Annotated in this window: 19 protein-coding genes; 9 read left to right on the forward strand and 10 right to left on the reverse strand. The window is 60.8% G+C overall.

Translation table 11 applies throughout. The features are described 5' to 3' along the window. Positions 1–57 precede the first annotated feature (57 nt). Positions 58–1,722, reverse strand: coding sequence for a GMC family oxidoreductase (locus BMY54_RS21780; protein ID WP_093437147.1), 1,665 nt, complete (start codon positions 1,720–1,722; stop codon positions 58–60). A 133-nt stretch (positions 1,723–1,855) separates the two neighbouring features. On the opposite strand from BMY54_RS21780, the gene BMY54_RS21785 reads away from it, so the two are divergent. The 4 genes from BMY54_RS21785 to arsH all read left to right on the forward strand — a co-directional run bounded on the left by BMY54_RS21785 (position 1,856) and on the right by arsH (position 4,465). Beyond that, positions 1,856–2,755 (forward strand): LysR family transcriptional regulator, encoded by a 900-nt coding sequence (locus tag BMY54_RS21785; protein ID WP_093437151.1) that lies wholly within the window; start codon positions 1,856–1,858, stop codon positions 2,753–2,755. Positions 2,756–2,928: 173 nt separating this feature from the next. Then, positions 2,929–3,276, forward strand: a complete 348-nt coding sequence (locus BMY54_RS21790; RefSeq protein ID WP_093437154.1) for a metalloregulator ArsR/SmtB family transcription factor — start codon at positions 2,929–2,931, stop codon at positions 3,274–3,276. 13 nt (positions 3,277–3,289) lie between these two features. Continuing rightward, a complete protein-coding gene (locus BMY54_RS21795; protein ID WP_093437157.1) occupies positions 3,290–3,760 on the forward strand; it encodes an arsenate reductase ArsC in 471 nt (156 codons plus the stop codon). Positions 3,761–3,772: 12 nt separating this feature from the next. After that, positions 3,773–4,465 (forward strand): arsenical resistance protein ArsH, encoded by a 693-nt coding sequence (gene arsH / locus BMY54_RS21800; protein WP_093437161.1) that lies wholly within the window; start codon positions 3,773–3,775, stop codon positions 4,463–4,465. A 94-nt stretch (positions 4,466–4,559) separates the two neighbouring features. Here the strand turns inward: arsH and BMY54_RS21805 are convergent, their stop codons facing one another. The 8 genes from BMY54_RS21805 to BMY54_RS21840 form a co-directional block, all read right to left on the reverse strand. After that, a complete protein-coding gene (locus tag BMY54_RS21805; RefSeq protein ID WP_093437165.1) occupies positions 4,560–5,123 on the reverse strand; it encodes a GNAT family N-acetyltransferase in 564 nt (187 codons plus the stop codon). 157 nt (positions 5,124–5,280) lie between these two features. Continuing rightward, on the reverse strand, positions 5,281–6,696 hold the full coding sequence (locus tag BMY54_RS21810; RefSeq protein WP_093437169.1) for an ATP-binding protein: 1,416 nt from the start codon (positions 6,694–6,696) through the stop codon (positions 5,281–5,283). Further along, entirely contained in the window at positions 6,693–7,355 is a 663-nt protein-coding gene (locus BMY54_RS21815; RefSeq protein ID WP_007910671.1) for a response regulator, read from the reverse strand. The genes BMY54_RS21810 and BMY54_RS21815 overlap by 4 nt, the downstream gene beginning before the upstream one ends. An 11-nt stretch (positions 7,356–7,366) precedes the next feature. After that, positions 7,367–8,011 carry a tetratricopeptide repeat protein gene (locus BMY54_RS21820; protein WP_093437174.1) on the reverse strand — a complete coding sequence of 215 codons (645 nt, stop codon included), beginning with the start codon at positions 8,009–8,011 and terminating at the stop codon, positions 7,367–7,369. Continuing rightward, positions 8,008–8,817 (reverse strand): SDR family oxidoreductase, encoded by an 810-nt coding sequence (locus BMY54_RS21825; protein ID WP_093437179.1) that lies wholly within the window; start codon positions 8,815–8,817, stop codon positions 8,008–8,010. The genes BMY54_RS21820 and BMY54_RS21825 overlap by 4 nt, the downstream gene beginning before the upstream one ends. Next, complete coding sequence (locus tag BMY54_RS21830) at positions 8,804–9,478, reverse strand: iron-containing redox enzyme family protein (protein ID WP_093437183.1); 675 nt, start codon at positions 9,476–9,478, stop codon at positions 8,804–8,806. The genes BMY54_RS21825 and BMY54_RS21830 overlap by 14 nt, the downstream gene beginning before the upstream one ends. Continuing rightward, positions 9,475–10,956, reverse strand: a complete 1,482-nt coding sequence (locus tag BMY54_RS21835) for an AMP-binding protein (RefSeq protein WP_093437188.1) — start codon at positions 10,954–10,956, stop codon at positions 9,475–9,477. Before BMY54_RS21835 ends, BMY54_RS21830 begins: the two co-directional genes overlap by 4 nt. Further along, complete coding sequence (locus tag BMY54_RS21840) at positions 10,946–11,623, reverse strand: thermostable hemolysin (RefSeq protein ID WP_077573368.1); 678 nt, start codon at positions 11,621–11,623, stop codon at positions 10,946–10,948. Before BMY54_RS21840 ends, BMY54_RS21835 begins: the two co-directional genes overlap by 11 nt. Positions 11,624–11,832: 209 nt before the next feature. On the opposite strand from BMY54_RS21840, the gene BMY54_RS21845 reads away from it, so the two are divergent. The 4 genes from BMY54_RS21845 to BMY54_RS21860 all read left to right on the forward strand — a co-directional run bounded on the left by BMY54_RS21845 (position 11,833) and on the right by BMY54_RS21860 (position 14,319). Then, the gene (locus BMY54_RS21845) at positions 11,833–12,381 is read left to right on the forward strand and encodes a cytochrome b (protein WP_093437191.1); all 549 of its coding nucleotides are present in this window, start codon (positions 11,833–11,835) and stop codon (positions 12,379–12,381) included. A gap of 198 nt (positions 12,382–12,579) precedes the next feature. Next, on the forward strand, positions 12,580–13,473 hold the full coding sequence (locus BMY54_RS21850; protein ID WP_093437194.1) for a tetratricopeptide repeat protein: 894 nt from the start codon (positions 12,580–12,582) through the stop codon (positions 13,471–13,473). Positions 13,474–13,598: 125 nt separating this feature from the next. Further along, positions 13,599–13,811 carry a DUF4287 domain-containing protein gene (locus BMY54_RS21855; protein ID WP_093437198.1) on the forward strand — a complete coding sequence of 71 codons (213 nt, stop codon included), beginning with the start codon at positions 13,599–13,601 and terminating at the stop codon, positions 13,809–13,811. A gap of 13 nt (positions 13,812–13,824) precedes the next feature. Continuing rightward, positions 13,825–14,319, forward strand: a complete 495-nt coding sequence (locus tag BMY54_RS21860; RefSeq protein ID WP_093437202.1) for a GNAT family N-acetyltransferase — start codon at positions 13,825–13,827, stop codon at positions 14,317–14,319. A gap of 24 nt (positions 14,320–14,343) precedes the next feature. Here the strand turns inward: BMY54_RS21860 and BMY54_RS21865 are convergent, their stop codons facing one another. Next, positions 14,344–14,745, reverse strand: a complete 402-nt coding sequence (locus tag BMY54_RS21865; RefSeq protein WP_093437206.1) for a carbohydrate-binding module family 20 domain-containing protein — start codon at positions 14,743–14,745, stop codon at positions 14,344–14,346. A gap of 226 nt (positions 14,746–14,971) precedes the next feature. Here BMY54_RS21865 and dapF point away from each other — a divergent pair, with 226 nt between their 5' ends. After that, positions 14,972–15,790 (forward strand): diaminopimelate epimerase, encoded by an 819-nt coding sequence (dapF, locus tag BMY54_RS21870; protein WP_093437209.1) that lies wholly within the window; start codon positions 14,972–14,974, stop codon positions 15,788–15,790. The last annotated feature ends 441 nt before the right edge of the window (positions 15,791–16,231 follow it).

Consider the following 16,231-nt stretch of genomic DNA (forward strand, 5'->3'; position numbering starts at 1 on the left):
GGATGCAAGTCCCTGTGGGAGCGAGCTTGCTCGCGAAGGCGTCCTGTCAGTCAACCTCTATGTTGAATGATCTACCGCTTTCGCGAGCAAGCTCGCTCCCACAGGTACGGTGTTTGTGGCTTTGGAATTGCGGATCAGTTGAGCAGCCTTTTCCGCAATCATCAGCGTAGGCGAACACGTATTGCCCGAGGTGATGCGCGGCATGATTGAAGCATCAGCGATGCGCAAACCGGGTACACCGTGCACGCGCAGCTGCGCATCGACCACCGCATCGCCGTCATTGCCCATGCGGCAGGTGCCGACCGGGTGGAAAATCGTCGTGCCGATCTTCGCCGCCGCTTGCTGCAATTCTTCGTCACTTTGCAGGCTGGCGCCGGGCAGATATTCCACCGGTTTGAATGCGCGCAGGGCCGGGGCACTGACGATGCGGCGGGTCAGGCGGATGGCATCTGCTGCCACGCGCAGGTCTTCGGGATGGCTTAGATAATTGGGTTGAATCAGCGGCGCTTCCTGTGGATCCGCCGAACGAATATCGATGCGTCCACGACTCTGCGGACGCAGATCGCACACCGAAGCGGTAAACGCCGGAAAGCTGTGCAACGGCTCGCCAAAACGCTCCAGGGACAGCGGTTGCACGTGATATTCCAGATTCGCCGAAGTCTGCTCCGGCCCCGAACGCGCAAACGCTCCCAACTGACTCGGCGCCATCGACAGCGGCCCACTGCGGTCATACAGATAGCGCAGGCCCATGCCCATCTTGCCCCAGACGCTGCCGGCGATCTGGTTCAGCGTTCGCGCGTTTTCCAGTTTGTAGATCAGGCGCAGTTGCAGGTGATCCTGCAGGTTGCCGCCAACGCCCGGCAGCTCATGAATCACGCCGATGCCCAAGCGTTCGAGCAGCGGCCGCGGACCGATTCCGGAACGCTGCAGAATGCTCGGCGAACCGACCGCGCCGGCGCACAGGACGATCTCCTTGCGTGCCTTGAACTGTTTGATTTGACCTTCGTGACGCGCACTGACCTTCGAGGCGCGTCCGTCCTCCAGCAGCACCCGATCCACCTCAACCCCGGTCAGCACCGTCAGATTCGTCCGTTCGCGTACTGGTTTCAAAAACGCCTTCGCCGCGTTCCAGCGTACGCCGGATTTCTGATTGACCTGGAAGTAGCCGCAACCCTCGTTGTCGCCCTGATTGAAGTCGTCGATGCTGGCGATGCCGCTTTGCTCAGCCGCACTGCGAAACGCATCCAGAATCGGCCACGACAGGCGCTGTTGTTCGACCCGCCATTCACCCTTGGCACCGTGGAATTCAGCCGCACCGGCAAAGTGGTTTTCGCTCTGTTTGAACAGCGGTAACACGTCATTCCAGGCCCAGCCCGGATTGCCCTCGGCCGCCCAGCCATCGTAGTCGTTGGCCTGGCCGCGCATGTAGATCATGCCGTTGATGGACGAGCAACCGCCCAGCACTTTGCCGCGCGGATAGCTCAGCGCGCGGCCGTTGAGGCCCGGTTGTTGTTCAGTCTTGAAGCACCAGTCGGTGCGCGGGTTACCGATGCAGAACAGGTAACCGACAGGAATGTGAATCCACGCATAGTTGTCGCGCCCGCCGGCTTCGAGCAACAGCACGCGCTGCTGCGGATCCGCCGACAGTCGATTGGCCAGCAAACACCCGGCAGGGCCGGCGCCGACCACGATGTAGTCGTATTCATCAAGGGAAGTCTGCATTCCCTGACCTCGCTTTTTGTTTTTATTGTCGGACACTCTAGTTGTTAGCTTTCGTTAAAAGAATGTTAGTTTTTGCGCAGCCGCTGTGCGTTTTTAAACAGCCTGCATTGACCATAGCCGACAAGGACACGCCATGTTCGACTGGAACGACCTGCGGTTTTTTCTCGAGCTGCAACGCAGCGGCCGCCTGCTCACCGCCGCCCGCCGCCTCAACACCACCCACGCCACTGTTGCCCGCCATATCGAAGCCATCGAAAAAAGCCTCGGCACCGCGCTGTTCGTCCAGCACGCCCAAGGCTACGAAATGACCCCGGCGGGGGAGGCGCTGCTTAAGCATGCTGAGGCGATGGAAAACGTTGCGTTGCTGGCGCAGGAAGAAATCACCCAATCCACTGCGCCGCTGGGCAAGATTCGTGTCGGCGTCACCGAAGGGCTGGGCATCAAGTTTCTCGCCAGTCGCATGATCAGCTTGTTCGAACGCTATCCGGGATTGGAAGTGGAACTGGTCGCCGTGCCGCGCTTCGTCAGCATCCTCAACCGTGAGGCGGAAATCAGCATCCATCTGGAGCGCCCGGCGGCGGACATGCTGGTCACGCGCAAGCTCACGGACTATCGCTTGGCGCTGTACGCCAGCCAGCGCTATCTCGATAAAGCCCCGCCCCTGCACAGCCGCGAGGACCTTGGGCGGCATGCGTGGATCGGTTATGTCGATGATTTGCTGTTCAGCCAGGAATTGATGTTTCTCAACAGCTTCTGCCGCAGCCCTCGGGTTGTGTTCCATAGCACCAGCGTTATTGCTCAGCAGGAAGCGGCGCGGTCGGGATTGGGCATTGCAGTGCTGCCTTGCTACATGGCCGAGTCGGATCCCGATCTGGTGCCGTTGCTGCCGGATGAAAGCATCGAGCGCAGCTACTGGATCAGCACCCGGCGCGAGTTGCACAAGTCGGTGCGGCTGCGAGTGGTCTGGGATTATGTGGTGGGGTTGTGTGAGGCGGAGCAGGGGTTGTTACGCGGACAGTCCCGCCAACCGTAGATCCTTTGTAGGAGTGAGCCTGCTCGCGATAGCGGTGTGCCAGTCGACATCTGACTCACAGACATACCGCTATCGCGAGCAGGCTCACTCCTACAGGGAGGGCGACAAATTCAAAGTTGATTTATATATGGATATCCGTATATTCGAATTTCCGTATGTGATGAGCACGTTCCATGATCACCCCCACCGAAGTCTTCAAGAGCCTCGCCGACGAAACCCGCGTCCGCGCCATGCTGCTCATCGCCGATCAAGGTGAACTCTGCGTCTGCGAACTGATGTGCGCACTCGGCGACAGTCAGCCAAAAATCAGCCGCCACCTCGCGCAACTGCGCAGCAATGGTTTGCTGCTTGATCGCCGTCAGGGCCAGTGGGTCTATTACCGCCTCAACCCTGATCTTCCTGCGTGGGTTCGCGAAATCCTGCAAGTGACGTCCAAAGCCAACGTCGATTGGCTCAAGGACAACGCCGCCCGCCTGCAGAACATGGACGGGCGTCCGGTTCGCGAAGCTGCCTGCTGCTGAGGAAAGAGAAAACATGCGAGTCCTGTTTATGTGCACGGCCAACAGCTGCCGCAGCATCCTGTCCGAAGCCATGTTCAATCATCTGGCGCGCCCCGGATTCGAGGCCGTGAGTTCCGGAAGTTTCCCCAAAGGCCAAGTGTTGCCACGCAGCCTGTCGACGCTGCAAAAGGCTGGCATTGCCATCGATGGTTTATCCAGCAAGGGCAATGACGCGTTCGAAGACAATCCGCCAGACATTGTCATCACCGTCTGTGACAAGGCCGCAGGTGAGAGCTGCCCGGTGTACTTCGGCCCCGCGCTCAAAGCCCATTGGGGCCTGGCAGATCCCTCGGATGTGATCGGCGACGATGTCGCCGTGGACGCGGCGTTTGCTGCCACGCTGGCGATCATCGAACGGCGCTGCGCGACCTTTCTCGGCCTGCCATTTAAAGCACTCAGCCGCGCTGATCTCCAGCGTGAGCTGGATCGTATCGGCTCTCTCTGAGCTGGAGGACATATGTCAGAACACCTGCCCCATCTTGATCATTCGCTGTTCGAAGGAGCGTCCCCTTTGGGCGAACACAAACCGCGCATCCTTCTGCTCTACGGCTCGACCCGCGAACGCTCGTTCAGCCGTCTGCTGGTCGAGGAGGCCGCGCGCCTGCTTGAACACTTCGGTGCCGAAACGCGGATCTTCAATCCGTCCGGCCTGCCGCTGCCCGACGACGCTCCGGTCGACCATCCCAAGGTGCAGGAACTGCGCGAGCTGGTGCTGTGGTCGGAAGGTCAGGTCTGGTGTTCGCCAGAGCGGCACGGCGCGATGTCCGCCGTGTTCAAGGCGCAGATCGACTGGATCCCGCTGGAACTCGGCGCCGTGCGCCCGACTCAGGGTAAAACCCTGGCCGTAATGCAAGTCTGCGGTGGCTCGCAGTCGTTCAACGTGGTCAACCAGTTGCGTGTGTTGGGGCGCTGGATGCGCATGTTCACCATCCCCAACCAATCCTCGGTGCCGAAGGCCTACATGGAGTTCGACGACGCCGGGCGGATGAAGGCGTCGCCGTTCTACGATCGTGTGGTCGATGTGATGGAAGAACTGGTGAAGTTCACCGTGCTGCTGCGCGATCAACAGGCGCATCTGGTTGACCGTTATTCCGAGCGCAAGGAAAGCGCCGAGCAACTGATGGCACGGGTCAACCAGCGTTCGATCTGAGGCCGTCCCGCAACGAGGGTCTGCTGCGTTCACGTGCGGCAACGGCGGGCGCCTCGCTCCGCACCTTTGGCGGGTACGGGGCGCAGGAATGGCACTACAGACTCAGGCGATGAATGACCTGGTGGGCATCGTCAGGATCGCTGTGGGTTTCAAAGCCCAGTGATCGGGCGAGGTCGCGCATGGCCGTGTTGCTGGCCGAATCCACCGAATACAGATGCTTGAAACCGTTGTGCCGGGCGGTCTTGATCAGGTGTTCCATCAGCAGCGTGGCCAGGCCCAGATGCATCCACTCATCGGCGACCGTCACCGCGCACTCACAATCCTGTTCGCCAGTGGCGGCGTAGCGGCTGACACCGATCTCGATCAATTGACCATTTTCGTGAGCCAGTGCAATGAAGGCCGCGCGTTGCTTGCAGTCGACGTCCATCAACTGATCGAGCAACGCGGTGCCGGGCTCACTGATCTGCGCGAGAAAACGCAGGTGTCGGGACTCGGGCGACAAGCGTTTGATGAACGCGTATTCGCGTTCGCGATCCTTGGCTGCCAGTGCGCGGATCAAGACGTGGCGACCATCCTTGAGCGACTCGATCCAGTATTCACCGGGGTGCGCGGCATAGGCCGGCGCCGCGCGGTCATTGTGGTCTTTGACAGTGAGCATGAGATGAGCCTCCATCGGGGCTGAACGAGCAACGCGCAGGGGCGTGCGCTAACTCTGTTCTACGCCGATGTTTGCCCCGGGAACTGATCTGGATCAGATTACGACGTGCGGCCACTGTTTTTACCGGGTGATGGCGCTCCTGGCGTCGTAATCAGACTCAAATCTGCGGCGGCTCGCGAGTGCTGCGTTGCCCAACGGTGCGCGGTTGCCCGTCGGGGATCGACAACGTTGCGCGCAGGCCACCTTCGGCACGATTGACCAGAGTGATTCGCCCGCTCAATCGCGTGGCGATGGTGTTGACGATGGTCAGCCCCAGCCCCGCACCCTGGGCATTGCCGCGACTGTAGAAACGTTCGAACAAGCGCGCCCGGTCCGCTTCATCAATGCCCGGCCCCTGATCTTCAACGCTCAAGTGATAAAACCCATCGGCCTGGCTGAGCAGCACGGTGATCACGCCGTGTTCGGGGGAGAAGTTCGCAGCGTTGGTGATCAGGTTGTTCAGGGCAATGTCGATCGTGCCGGGACTGGCCATGATGTTGAACGGCTGGGCGCTGTCTTCAAAGGCCAGTTCCAGGTGTTTGCTCAGCAACCATGGCGTCAATTGCACCAGGCTGTTGCGCACGGTTTCGCTGAGGTCGATGGGTTGCAGCGGCGGCGGGTTGGGTTTCGGTTCCAGGCGCGCCATGGTCAGCAACTGGTTGACCAGGCGACTGGTGCGGTCGACCCCGGCGATCAGAAACGCCAGCGATTCGCGGCGCTCCTGTTCGGTGCCAGCCTCCTGCAGGTTCTGCGCATGCACCCGCAGCACCGCCAGCGGCGTGCGCATTTCGTGGGCGGCATCGGCGATAAAGCGCCGTTCTCGGCCAAGCACTTCCTGAATTTGCGCGAGCATACGGTTGAGCGCCGCCTGCATCGGTTCCAGCTCACTGGGCAGCGGCGCCAGTTGCAACGGTTCCAGCGAACCGCTGTGGCGGGCGCGCAGGGTCTCGGCCATGTTCGCCAACGGCTTGAGGCCCCAGCCGATGGCCAGCCAGACCATCGCCGCCAGCAGCAGGCTGCCGATCACGTTCGGCCACAGCGTGTGACGGACGATGCGGTCGACCAAATCTGCGCGCACATCGTCGCGCTCACCGACCCAGATGCGCAGGTTGTTTTGCGTGTCTTCGAGGAGAAAGGCGCGCCAGTGACGATTGTTCAGGTCCACTACATCGCTGAAGCCGGGCTGCGTCGGTGGTGCCTTGAAGGACGGTGCGCTGGCGGTGTGCACCAACACATCACCGGCAGGATTCCACACCTGAAAGGCGATTTTGCGTTCGTAAGGATGACCGTCGCCGCGCGGCACCGCTTCGCCCAGCGCCGAGTTGAACGCCTGGTACAGTTCGGCGTGCTGTTTGCTGGCCAGGGGCATGCGCATCACGCCTTGCAGCAGGCGCGCGTTCTGCGCCAATTGCGCGTCGTAGACCTCGGCGATTTCGTGATTGCTGTCGTGCAGGTTGAAGGTGCTGAGGACTGCGAGGCCGGCCAGCAACAGGCCGATAATCAGAGTCAGCGTGCGGCGGCGGATCGAGGTCATCGACGCTCCTCCACCAGATAACCCACACCGCGAATGGTGCGGATCAGGTCGGTGGAAAACTTCTTGCGCAGGTGGTGGATGTGCACTTCGAGGGTGTTGCTTTCGGCTTCTTCGTTCCAGCCATAAAGCAGTTGCATCAGTTGATCGCGGGTCATCACCCGGCCCGGTGGCGACAGCAGTTCGTGGAGCAACTGATATTCCTTGGGCGTCAGGGCCACAGGCTGGCCCTGATAGCTGACTTGCTGGGTGCCGGGGTTAAGGCTGATGCCGGCATGCTCGATCAACGCCTGGGCGCGCCCGGCACTGCGCCGCAACAGGGCGCGCAGGCGTGCCTTGAGCTCGTCCAGGTCGAACGGTTTGATCAGGTAGTCGTCGGCCCCGGCGTCGAGCCCGGCGATGCGATCTTCGGTGGCGTCGCGGGCGGTCAGAATCAGCACCGGCAGATTCGAACCGCTGTCGCGCAGGCGGCGCAGCACTTGCAGGCCGTCCATGCGCGGCAGACCGAGATCGAGCACAGCGACATCGAAGGTTTCGCTGAGCAGCGCATGCAACGCACTGCTGCCATCCTTGAGCCAGTCGACGGTGTAACCCTCGCGGCCCAGCGCCTGATGAATGCCTTCACCCAGCGCCACATCATCCTCAACCAGTAATAAACGCACGCGGACTCCTGTCAGTCGAGTTTCTTGTTCACGTCCACCAGCAGGGCGGCGATCTCTTTGCGGCGCCCGGCATCGGCACTTTCCCGGCCCGGACGCGGCGGCGCTTGCTGGGCTTTGAGCAGCGCTGCTTTGGCTTCAGCGTAGCGCTTCTGACGGTAGAGGTGATCGCCCCAGAAGTACAGACTGTCGATGCCGGTGGGGTTGAGTTGCAAGGCTTGCTTGAACAGTTGCTCGGCCTTGTCGCTGTCGCCGAAACCGATGGGCCAGCCCGGCACGCGGTCATACAGCGCGGCGAGGCTGGTGTAGGCCGAGCCTTGCAGGGCTTTGGGGTCGAGGGTCAGGGATTTTTCCAGATCGGCCTTGGCGTCCTTGGCTTTGCCCAGTGCGCCGAGTCCACCTTCGGCACCGGCCCAACTGCTGGTGACGATGCCTTTCCAGATCCACGCTTCGGCCACCGCCGGGCGCTGCGTGGTGAACGCGTTGGTTTCGCTGGCCAACTGCTCGAACGCGGCGGCGCGCTGTTTTTCCGCCACCTCATATTGGATGTGCGCCCAGCTCTGCTGGATGCCCTCCAGGCGTTTCTGGTCGGCCGGTTCCAGCGCCCAGACGCTTTGACTCAGGGCAGCGAGCAACAGGCATGCGGATAGTTTTTTCATGGCTTTGGCGACTCGTTGTCAGGTTTTTCACTGAGGCGGCGGATCAGCGGCAACTGCTTGCGCAGGCCTCGATCCACCAGATGCGGCAGCAGATTGTTCAGGCGGACGAAGAAGCGTTCCGGCCAGCCCAGGTAGAGATCGCGACGATCACCGGCAATCGCATGGATCACCGCCGAGGCCACGGTTTGCGGATCGTCGACGTTGGCCTTTAGCGCATCGTTCAACGCTTGCGCGGCGGCGCTGTTCATCGAGGTGCGCGTGGCGCGGGGCGCGACGTACAGCACGCTGACGCGGGTGTCGGCCAGCTCTCGGCGCAGCGCCTCGGAAAACCCGCGCAAAGCGAATTTGGTCGCGCAATAACTGGCGTAACCCGGGTAGCCGATCGAGCCATAGGTCGAACCGACGTTGACCACCATCGCGCTGTCGGCCTGCTTGAGCAGCGGCAACAGCAGTTTGGTCAGGCACATCGGCGCACTGATGTTTACCGCCAGCATCGCATTGATGTCGCTGTCATCCAGCTGTTCGAGCATGGCGAAGTGATTGACCCCGGCGGCGTTGATCAGCAGGTTGATGCCGCCGATGGCTTCGGCGGCGACCAGCACTTTACGCCGATCACTGAGGAAGGTCAGGTCGGCGCCGACCCAGCACAATGACTCGGGGTAGCGCTTGAGCAGCGGCGCCAGTGCCTCTTGATGCCGCGCCACCGCCAGCACGTGGGCACCGGCGGCGCACAAGGTTTCGGCGATGGCCAGGCCGATGCCGCCACTGGCACCGGTCAACACCACCCGCGCATCACGCAGCTGCATATTGAGCCTCCGCGTCACGCGGCAAGCCACGGAACATGTCGGTGTAAAGGCGATAAACGACTTTCGAGGCATGGATCACGGCGGCCTGATCGGCAGGGTCTTCCAACTGATTCATCAGGCGCCGATAGGTTTGCATGTGCTCGATATCGAGCGAACCGTGGGAACTCAGGTAACTGAACGCCGTTTCCGGCAACGCCAGACGCTCGCGAATGCTGCCCGCCGCGTGGGTGGCCAGGGCGATGCTGGTGCCTTCGAGCACGTTTACCATGCCGAACAGACCGACCGGATTGCCCCGGGCGATCAGGTCGTAAAGGAAGCTGACCATCAGCTCGATCGACAACGACGGCTGACCGTCGCGCACCGCATCACGATCACCGCCACACGCGGCGATGTCGTTGAGCACCCAGTGCTCGTGGCCGTATTCGTCCTCGATGTACTCGGCCACCGCTTTGCGCAGCCATTCCAGACGCGTCGGCAGCCGCGCGCCGCAGGCCATCATCAGCGGCACGGTGTGGCGCACGTGGTAATACGCTTGCGCGAGAAACGCCCGATAACTGTCGAGGCTGACCTTGCCTTGCAGGGCATCGACGATGATCGGCAGGTTGAACAGTTCGTGGCGTTCCTGTTGTGTGGCTTCTTGCAGGGTGTCAAAAAAACTCATGATGCGGACTCCTCGGAAACAGCGGATTCGGTCAATTGGCAGCGGTACTGCGCGACGATGGCGTCGCGGCGCGGGCGGCCATTGGCGGTGAGCAAGCCATTGGCGGCGGTGAAGGGTTGCGACAGGCGCATCCACTGATGCACCTGGGCGTAATCGGGCAAAGCCTCGTTGGCTTCGGCGACGGCAGCGGCCAGTTCGGCATCGGTGCAGTCCGGACGATGTGGCCAGAGCAGTGCGTGATTGCGCGGCAAGGCCTCGCCGTAAACGAACGCCTGGGCAATGTGGCGACGCTGGGTCAGCTCGGACTCGACCCATTCCGGGTTGACGTTGCGCCCATAACTGGTGACGAACTGGTGCTTCTTGCGGCCCTTGAGATAGAGAAAACCTTCCGGGTCGAACTCGCCCAGATCGCCGCTCGGCCACCATTCCTCGGCGTACGGCGCGTCGCCCAGATAACCGAGCAACGTCGAACCCTTGATCAGTACTTCGCCGTCCTCGGCCAGGCGCACTTCAACATGCGGCAACGGTCGGCCGACGCTGCCGGGGCGGCGTGCGCCGGGACGATTGAGGCACACCACCGAAGCGCATTCGGACAAGCCGTAACCTTCATAAACCGGCAGCCCGACCCGTTGCGCGCGGTGCAGCAGATCCTCCGAGACCCGCGCACCGCCGACAGCGGCAAAGCGCAGGGTTTGCGGGTCGAAGGCTTTCTGTTCGGCGGCGCTGACCAGCAACAGCAGCAACTGCGGCACCAGGATCAGGCTCTCCGGCGCACGGCTGGCCAGATAACCGAGCAGGCGCGGAATCTCGACGCCACTGGCGCCTTGAATGCCGAGGGTTTTCTGGCTCGGCAAACTGAGCGTGGCGCCGGCATACAGCGCGGCGTAACAGCCGAGGTTCTCCAACAGGATCGCCAACGGCAACAGCGCCAGATGATGCTGCGGGCCGGTCGCTTCGCTGGCCTGATCCAGCTCCCGCGCCACCCGCAGCAGGCTGTCGGCGCTCAGGCACACACCTTTCGGCGTGCCGGTGGTGCCGGACGTGAAAGTGAGTTTCGCGGTACCGGCCGGCATGCGACTGGGGCCGCTGAACGCGCGGCACCAGAACTCGCCACGTTGTTCATAGCCAGCCGCGAGCAATTCGGCGCCCAGCTCCGGCTCGGCGATCACCCGTTCGGCCTGGCTCTGTTGCAGACAATGAGCGCGTTGCGCCGCACTGAAAAACGGCGGCAGCGTCACGCAGGTCAGGCCTTCGAACAGCACGGCCAGATCCCAGAGCATCGCGTCGACGCCGTTGTCCAACGCCAGCGCAATCACCTGCGCTTGCTCATCGCGCAGGCGCTCCTGGCGATAGAGCACCTCGGCGTACAGCGTGGCGTAATCGAGTTTCAACGTGTCGCCCCACAGGGCTGTCGCGTTGTCATTGCGCCGGGCATGGTCGCGCAGGGTTTCCTGGAAGCGTTGCAGTTCAAGCGACATGACAGGCTCCTTCAATCGAACTCGGCAAACCCAGGCGGGTAAACAGGCCGATATTGCGCAAATGGATGAACCCGGCGCGGATGTTGCCGACGTGCACCCAAGGTTTACTTTCGTAATAACTGCCCCAGTGTTGACGCTCGTCACCCAATCGTTCCGGGTCAGCGGCGCACAATGTCACTGGCTTCAAACCTAAACGATGGAAGCTGTTGACCAGGCCGATGTTGCCGGTGAACGTCACCCATTCCAGGCCGCCCATGGCCAGCAGGTAGGTGATGGCGATGATGCTCAGGCGCGCGCTGCCCGTGTCGCTGGCGGCGAGGTTGCCGACTTCGACGATGGCGCTGCGCTCGACCGGGCGATCTGCCGCCGCGCTGATCAACGGCTCGATCGGCTCATCCAGATAGCGCTCGAGAAACAGTGGTTCGAGATGCGCGCGACGCACCCCGGCCACGGCGCACAACTCGCCGTCGCCGTTGTGCATGCCGAACAGCTCAGGCATGAAATGACGGATGTCGGCGCCATGGGCCTTGCGAAAACGTTGCTGGATAAAGGCTTCGAACGGCTCTCGCAGGGCATCGTCGGGCCGGGCACCGGTCAACGTCATCTGCGGCGTTTCGGCTTGACCGAAGCGCAGGGGCAGGGGGATGTTCCAATCAAATTCGGGCATGGGCAGAACGCCTCCCTCAATAGGTTTGAGGCGAGTATCGGAGGCATTTCTTAACGAAGTCTGAAGGTGAAAAAAGGTTAACCTGAGGGTCTGTCTTCAGACTCTCTTAAGACTGGGCGGGCAGGGTAACGCCGTCGGTTCGCCCGGCAACCGGATCGAGACGGTCGAACGAATCGACTGTCATTCACGACAATCACGAGGCGCAGCTTATGACCCGCGACATCGCCGTAACCCGTTATGGAAAACTCTCAATCACCCTGCACTGGCTGATGCTGGCGCTGTTCGTTGGCGTCTACGCATGCGTCGAAATCAAGGGCTACATGCCCAAGGGCAGCGAAGCGCGCGGCTTGCTGATGGGCTTCCACGGCCTGTTCGGCGCGAGCATCTTCGCCCTCGTGTGGATCCGCCTGCTCGGCCGCCTCAGCCCACGCCCGCCGATCACCCCCAAACCACCGGCGTGGCAGACCGGCATCTCGCACCTGATGCACCTGGCGCTTTATGGGCTGATGATCGCCACGCCGATCCTCGCCTGGCTGATGCTCGCCGCCGCCGACAAACCGTTCCCGTACTTTGGCTTCCACGTCCCGGCGCCAGTGGCCATCGATCCGGACTTCGCCAAGCAACTGAAGTACTGGCATGAACTGATTGGCAGCGCGGGTTACTGGCTGATCGGGCTGCACGCGCTGGCGGGGTTGTTTCACCATTATTGGGTGCGGGATAACACGCTGGTGCGGATGCTGCCGGGCCGCACCGAATAACCCTGATCCACTACAACCCCTGTGGGAGCGAGCTTGCTCGCGAAAGCGGCGTGTCAGCGTCTGATGATGTTGGCTGACACGGCCCCTTCGCGAGCAGGCTCGCTCCCACAGGTTTTTCTGGTGTTTTCGAGTAACCAACACTTCAGGTTTTGCGCCTGCCTGCCGATGAAATCTGCACGATTTCAACGGATGCCATTCATGAACAAGGTTGTTGCTGTACTGGCGCTTAGTGCCCTCGTTGCGGGCTGCAAATCCCACCATCGCACCAATCTTGCGGACGATGAGTTCCCCGGCTTTCGTTGTGCGGCGTACTTCAAGCAAGCGTCGATCAGTGAGCAGCAGTTTGACGAAATCCGCTATCTCAGCACCCAGAACGCCAACTGCAAGGTGATCCTCGGTGAGATGTACGAGCAGGGACATGGCGTGCCGAAAAACATCGAGAAGGCCAAAGACATCTATGAGTCGGTGGCCCGACGTGCGCCGAATGTCTACAGCCGACTGGGCGATATGGCGGCAGCCGGTGTCGGCGGGCCGGTCGACCTGGTGGCTGCCCGGGACTTTTATGAGCGCTCTATCGCGGAACCCGGCAATACCGCAATGGAGCTCAAAGTCGCCGAGTATCTGGAGAACGGCGAAGGCGGCCCGCAAGACCTTCAGGGGGCGCTGAAGCTGTATTTCAAAGCCGACTCATGGGACAACCTCCAACGCCTGCACACCAAGGGCGTGGTGATGACGATCGAACAACAACAGCAGTACAACAAGGTTTATCTCAATAGGGTGCAGTACGGCATCAGGGAGAAGATTGAAGGTATCGAGAAAGCCCTGGCGCAAGAAAAGCTGTCGACCCCCGAGCGCAAGTCGGTGCAACTGGAACTGACTTACACCCCCGGCTCGTTGGTGCCAGTGATTGCCTTGCGGCAAAGTTGCGGTAACAGTGCCATCGACCAAAAAGTCATGCAGGGCTTTAGCGATTACCGATACCCCGGCGAACCGATCCTTTCGCCGCAGCAGAAAAACCACACAACTGTCGCCAGCGTCAGGACCGATGGGCTGACCGATAGAGAGCGACTCAGAGCGCTATCGAAAAAATAAGGGGTGCCGTTTGGCCCGAACTGATCGGCGGGCTACTTGCCGGAATAGTCTCTCGCGTCCACTCTATGACCTGCCGACAAGGAGCGTCCGCCGACCCTCCGTCGTGACCACAGGGAGCTTGCAACATGAGCGAAGACAACAAGGTAAAAGGCCCGGCGTCATACTTCCCCTCCATCGAGAAAAAATACGGCCAGCCCATTGATCACTGGCTGAGCCTGCTCGCCGGCATCAGCGACAAGAAACACATGGAACTGGTGGCGTGGCTCAAGGAGGAACACGGCATGGGCCACGGTCATGCCAACGCCTTGGTTGCGCATCATTTGGCGGGTAAAAAGTGAGGGCAGGGCAGCGATGAATTTCTCCCACCGGCCCGTGACGGCCGACGACGTCAACACCCTGTGCAGCTTTCCCCAAGGCGAACAAGAGCTGTTCTTCATGTTCCCGAAAGCCAACTTCCCGCTGACGGAAGAACAGATGCACAGCGCAATCAGCCAGCGCTTCGACTCCACGGCTTTTCTGGCCAACGGCGAGTTCGTCGGCTTCGCCAATTTCTACCGGGCTGAGCACGATGGCATTTGCTGCATTGGCAACGTCATCGTCGCGCCATATGCCCGTGGCCAGGGTGTGGCGCGGTACATCGTCGAAACCATGACCGCGCTGGGTTTCGAAAAATACCAGGCCAAGGAAGTGCAACTGTCCTGCTTCAACGAAAACACCGCAGGCCTGCTGCTTTACCCAAAACTTGGCTTCGTCCCGTTCTCCATCGAAGAGCGCCCGGCGCCGGGTGGTAGACGTTCAGCGCTGATCAACATGACGCGCAGCAGAGGCCAGCCCCAAGGTTTGTGAATCCTGGCCATGCACACTCGTGATTCAGAATTGACCGGTAGTCTGAAGTGATGCACTAAACGTCATGGTCACCTGAGTGTTAGGTCCCGACTGCCAGGTTTTTACATCGTATGGAGGTTTCTCGTTGCGAATGATGCATTTCCATTCAATGACATCACCAGGCTTCGCTTTGGTGAATTTTATTTTTGCGGACCAGGAGGGATAGGCAGCAGAGCCGAGCAGAACGGCCTTTTCCGTATCCCAATTGCCCAACTCCGCGACATTGCCCACTGCATAGACGCTGTATCCCTGTGCAGTGACGCCGTTATCACAGCGAAAGTTTGCTTCGAGATAAAGATAAGTCCAGGTGGCACCGGCATCAGCTACAGCAGGCAGCATTGCCGACAACACAAAACCCAGCGGCAACAGATAACGATTGCGGCTCATGATCAATTCCTCAGGACGTATTCAGTCGGGCCAGCTTAGCCACGCGCACCCAAAAAATGACCTGTAAGAACTGACAGTCCTTTAGAGTTCTTCGCGATAATCGCACTGCCTGTTTATAGTCGGGAGAAGCCGCTACTGACGCGGGACCGTTACACAAACCTGCCTTGCAAAAGCGACGAAAATCCGGCCAGATCACCGCGAAACTCACTCCATCAAGGATCGATCAATGCCGTTGGATTTCCATAAAATGCACGCCAACGGCGACGACTTCGTCATGGTCGACGCGCGCAACCACGCTAACCCGATCACCAGCCAACTGGTTCGGCGCCTCGGCGATCGCCACCGCGGCATCGGGTTTAATCAGCTCGCCGTAGTACTCAATTGCGAGGACGCCGATGCGCGCGTGGAGTTCTGGAACGCCGACGGCTCAGCACTCGACGTGTGTGGCAGCGCCACCCGTGGCGTGGCGGACAGGTTGATGCGCGAAGTCAGCCGAACCTCGATCACCCTGCGCACAAACCGTGGCTTGCTCACCTGCGAACACACGCCCAGCGGACTGATCGCCGTCGACATGGGCGAACCGTTGTTCGACTGGCAAGACATCCCTCTGGCGCAAGAACACGACACGCTATTTCTACCGCTCGCCGGCGCTCCAACTGTGTGCAACATGGGCAATCCGCACTGCACCTATTTCGTCGATGACCTCAGCACCGTCGACATCACCGCCCTCGGCCCAAGCCTCGAAACACATCCGCTGTTTCCACACAAAACCAACGTGCACTTCGTGCAAGTCATCGACCGCCAACACATCCGCCTGCGCATCTGGGAACGCAACGGCGCCATCCCGCTCGGCTCCGGCTCATGCTCATGTGGCGCGGCCGTCAACGGCATCCGCCGAGGCCTGCTCGACCACACCGTCAACGTTGAATGCGACGGCGGCCCCGTCACCGTCCATTGGAATGGCTCAGGCTCCGTAACCCTGAGCGGCCCGGTAGAACCCACTTTCTCCGGCACCCTCCCAGACACCCTACTCGACCTCAAGTGAACACAATCCCCTGTAGGAGTGAGCCTGCTCGCGATAACGCCAGCCCAGCCACAGCAAATCCCAACCCAACCACAAACCCCTGTGGGAGCTAGCCTGCTAGCGAAGACGCCAGCCCAACCACCACAATTCCAAAATCCACCACAACCCCCCTGTGGGAGCGAGCTTGCTCGCGAAGACGCCCGCCCACTCACCCCATCAACCACTGACCGAAATAAACAGTAAAAACCACAACTGTTTAAATGAAGCCTCAAGTAACCACCGAAACCCTACAACGCCTTGCGCCGTTACCTACGACTAAGCCAGAATCCGCCGGCTTGTGCGTCTAGGTCGCGGGTTCTATCGTCTGTCGGTCGCTGAAAAACAGCGATCGGGTTTGGTAGCCCTGAGTTTTCGTAGATTGCATAAGCATCATGATTCGCAGTGTCTGTTCGACACGGCTTT

The organism is Pseudomonas sp. ok266 (genome assembly GCF_900110195.1).
Taxonomy (GTDB): domain Bacteria; phylum Pseudomonadota; class Gammaproteobacteria; order Pseudomonadales; family Pseudomonadaceae; genus Aquipseudomonas; species Aquipseudomonas neuropathica.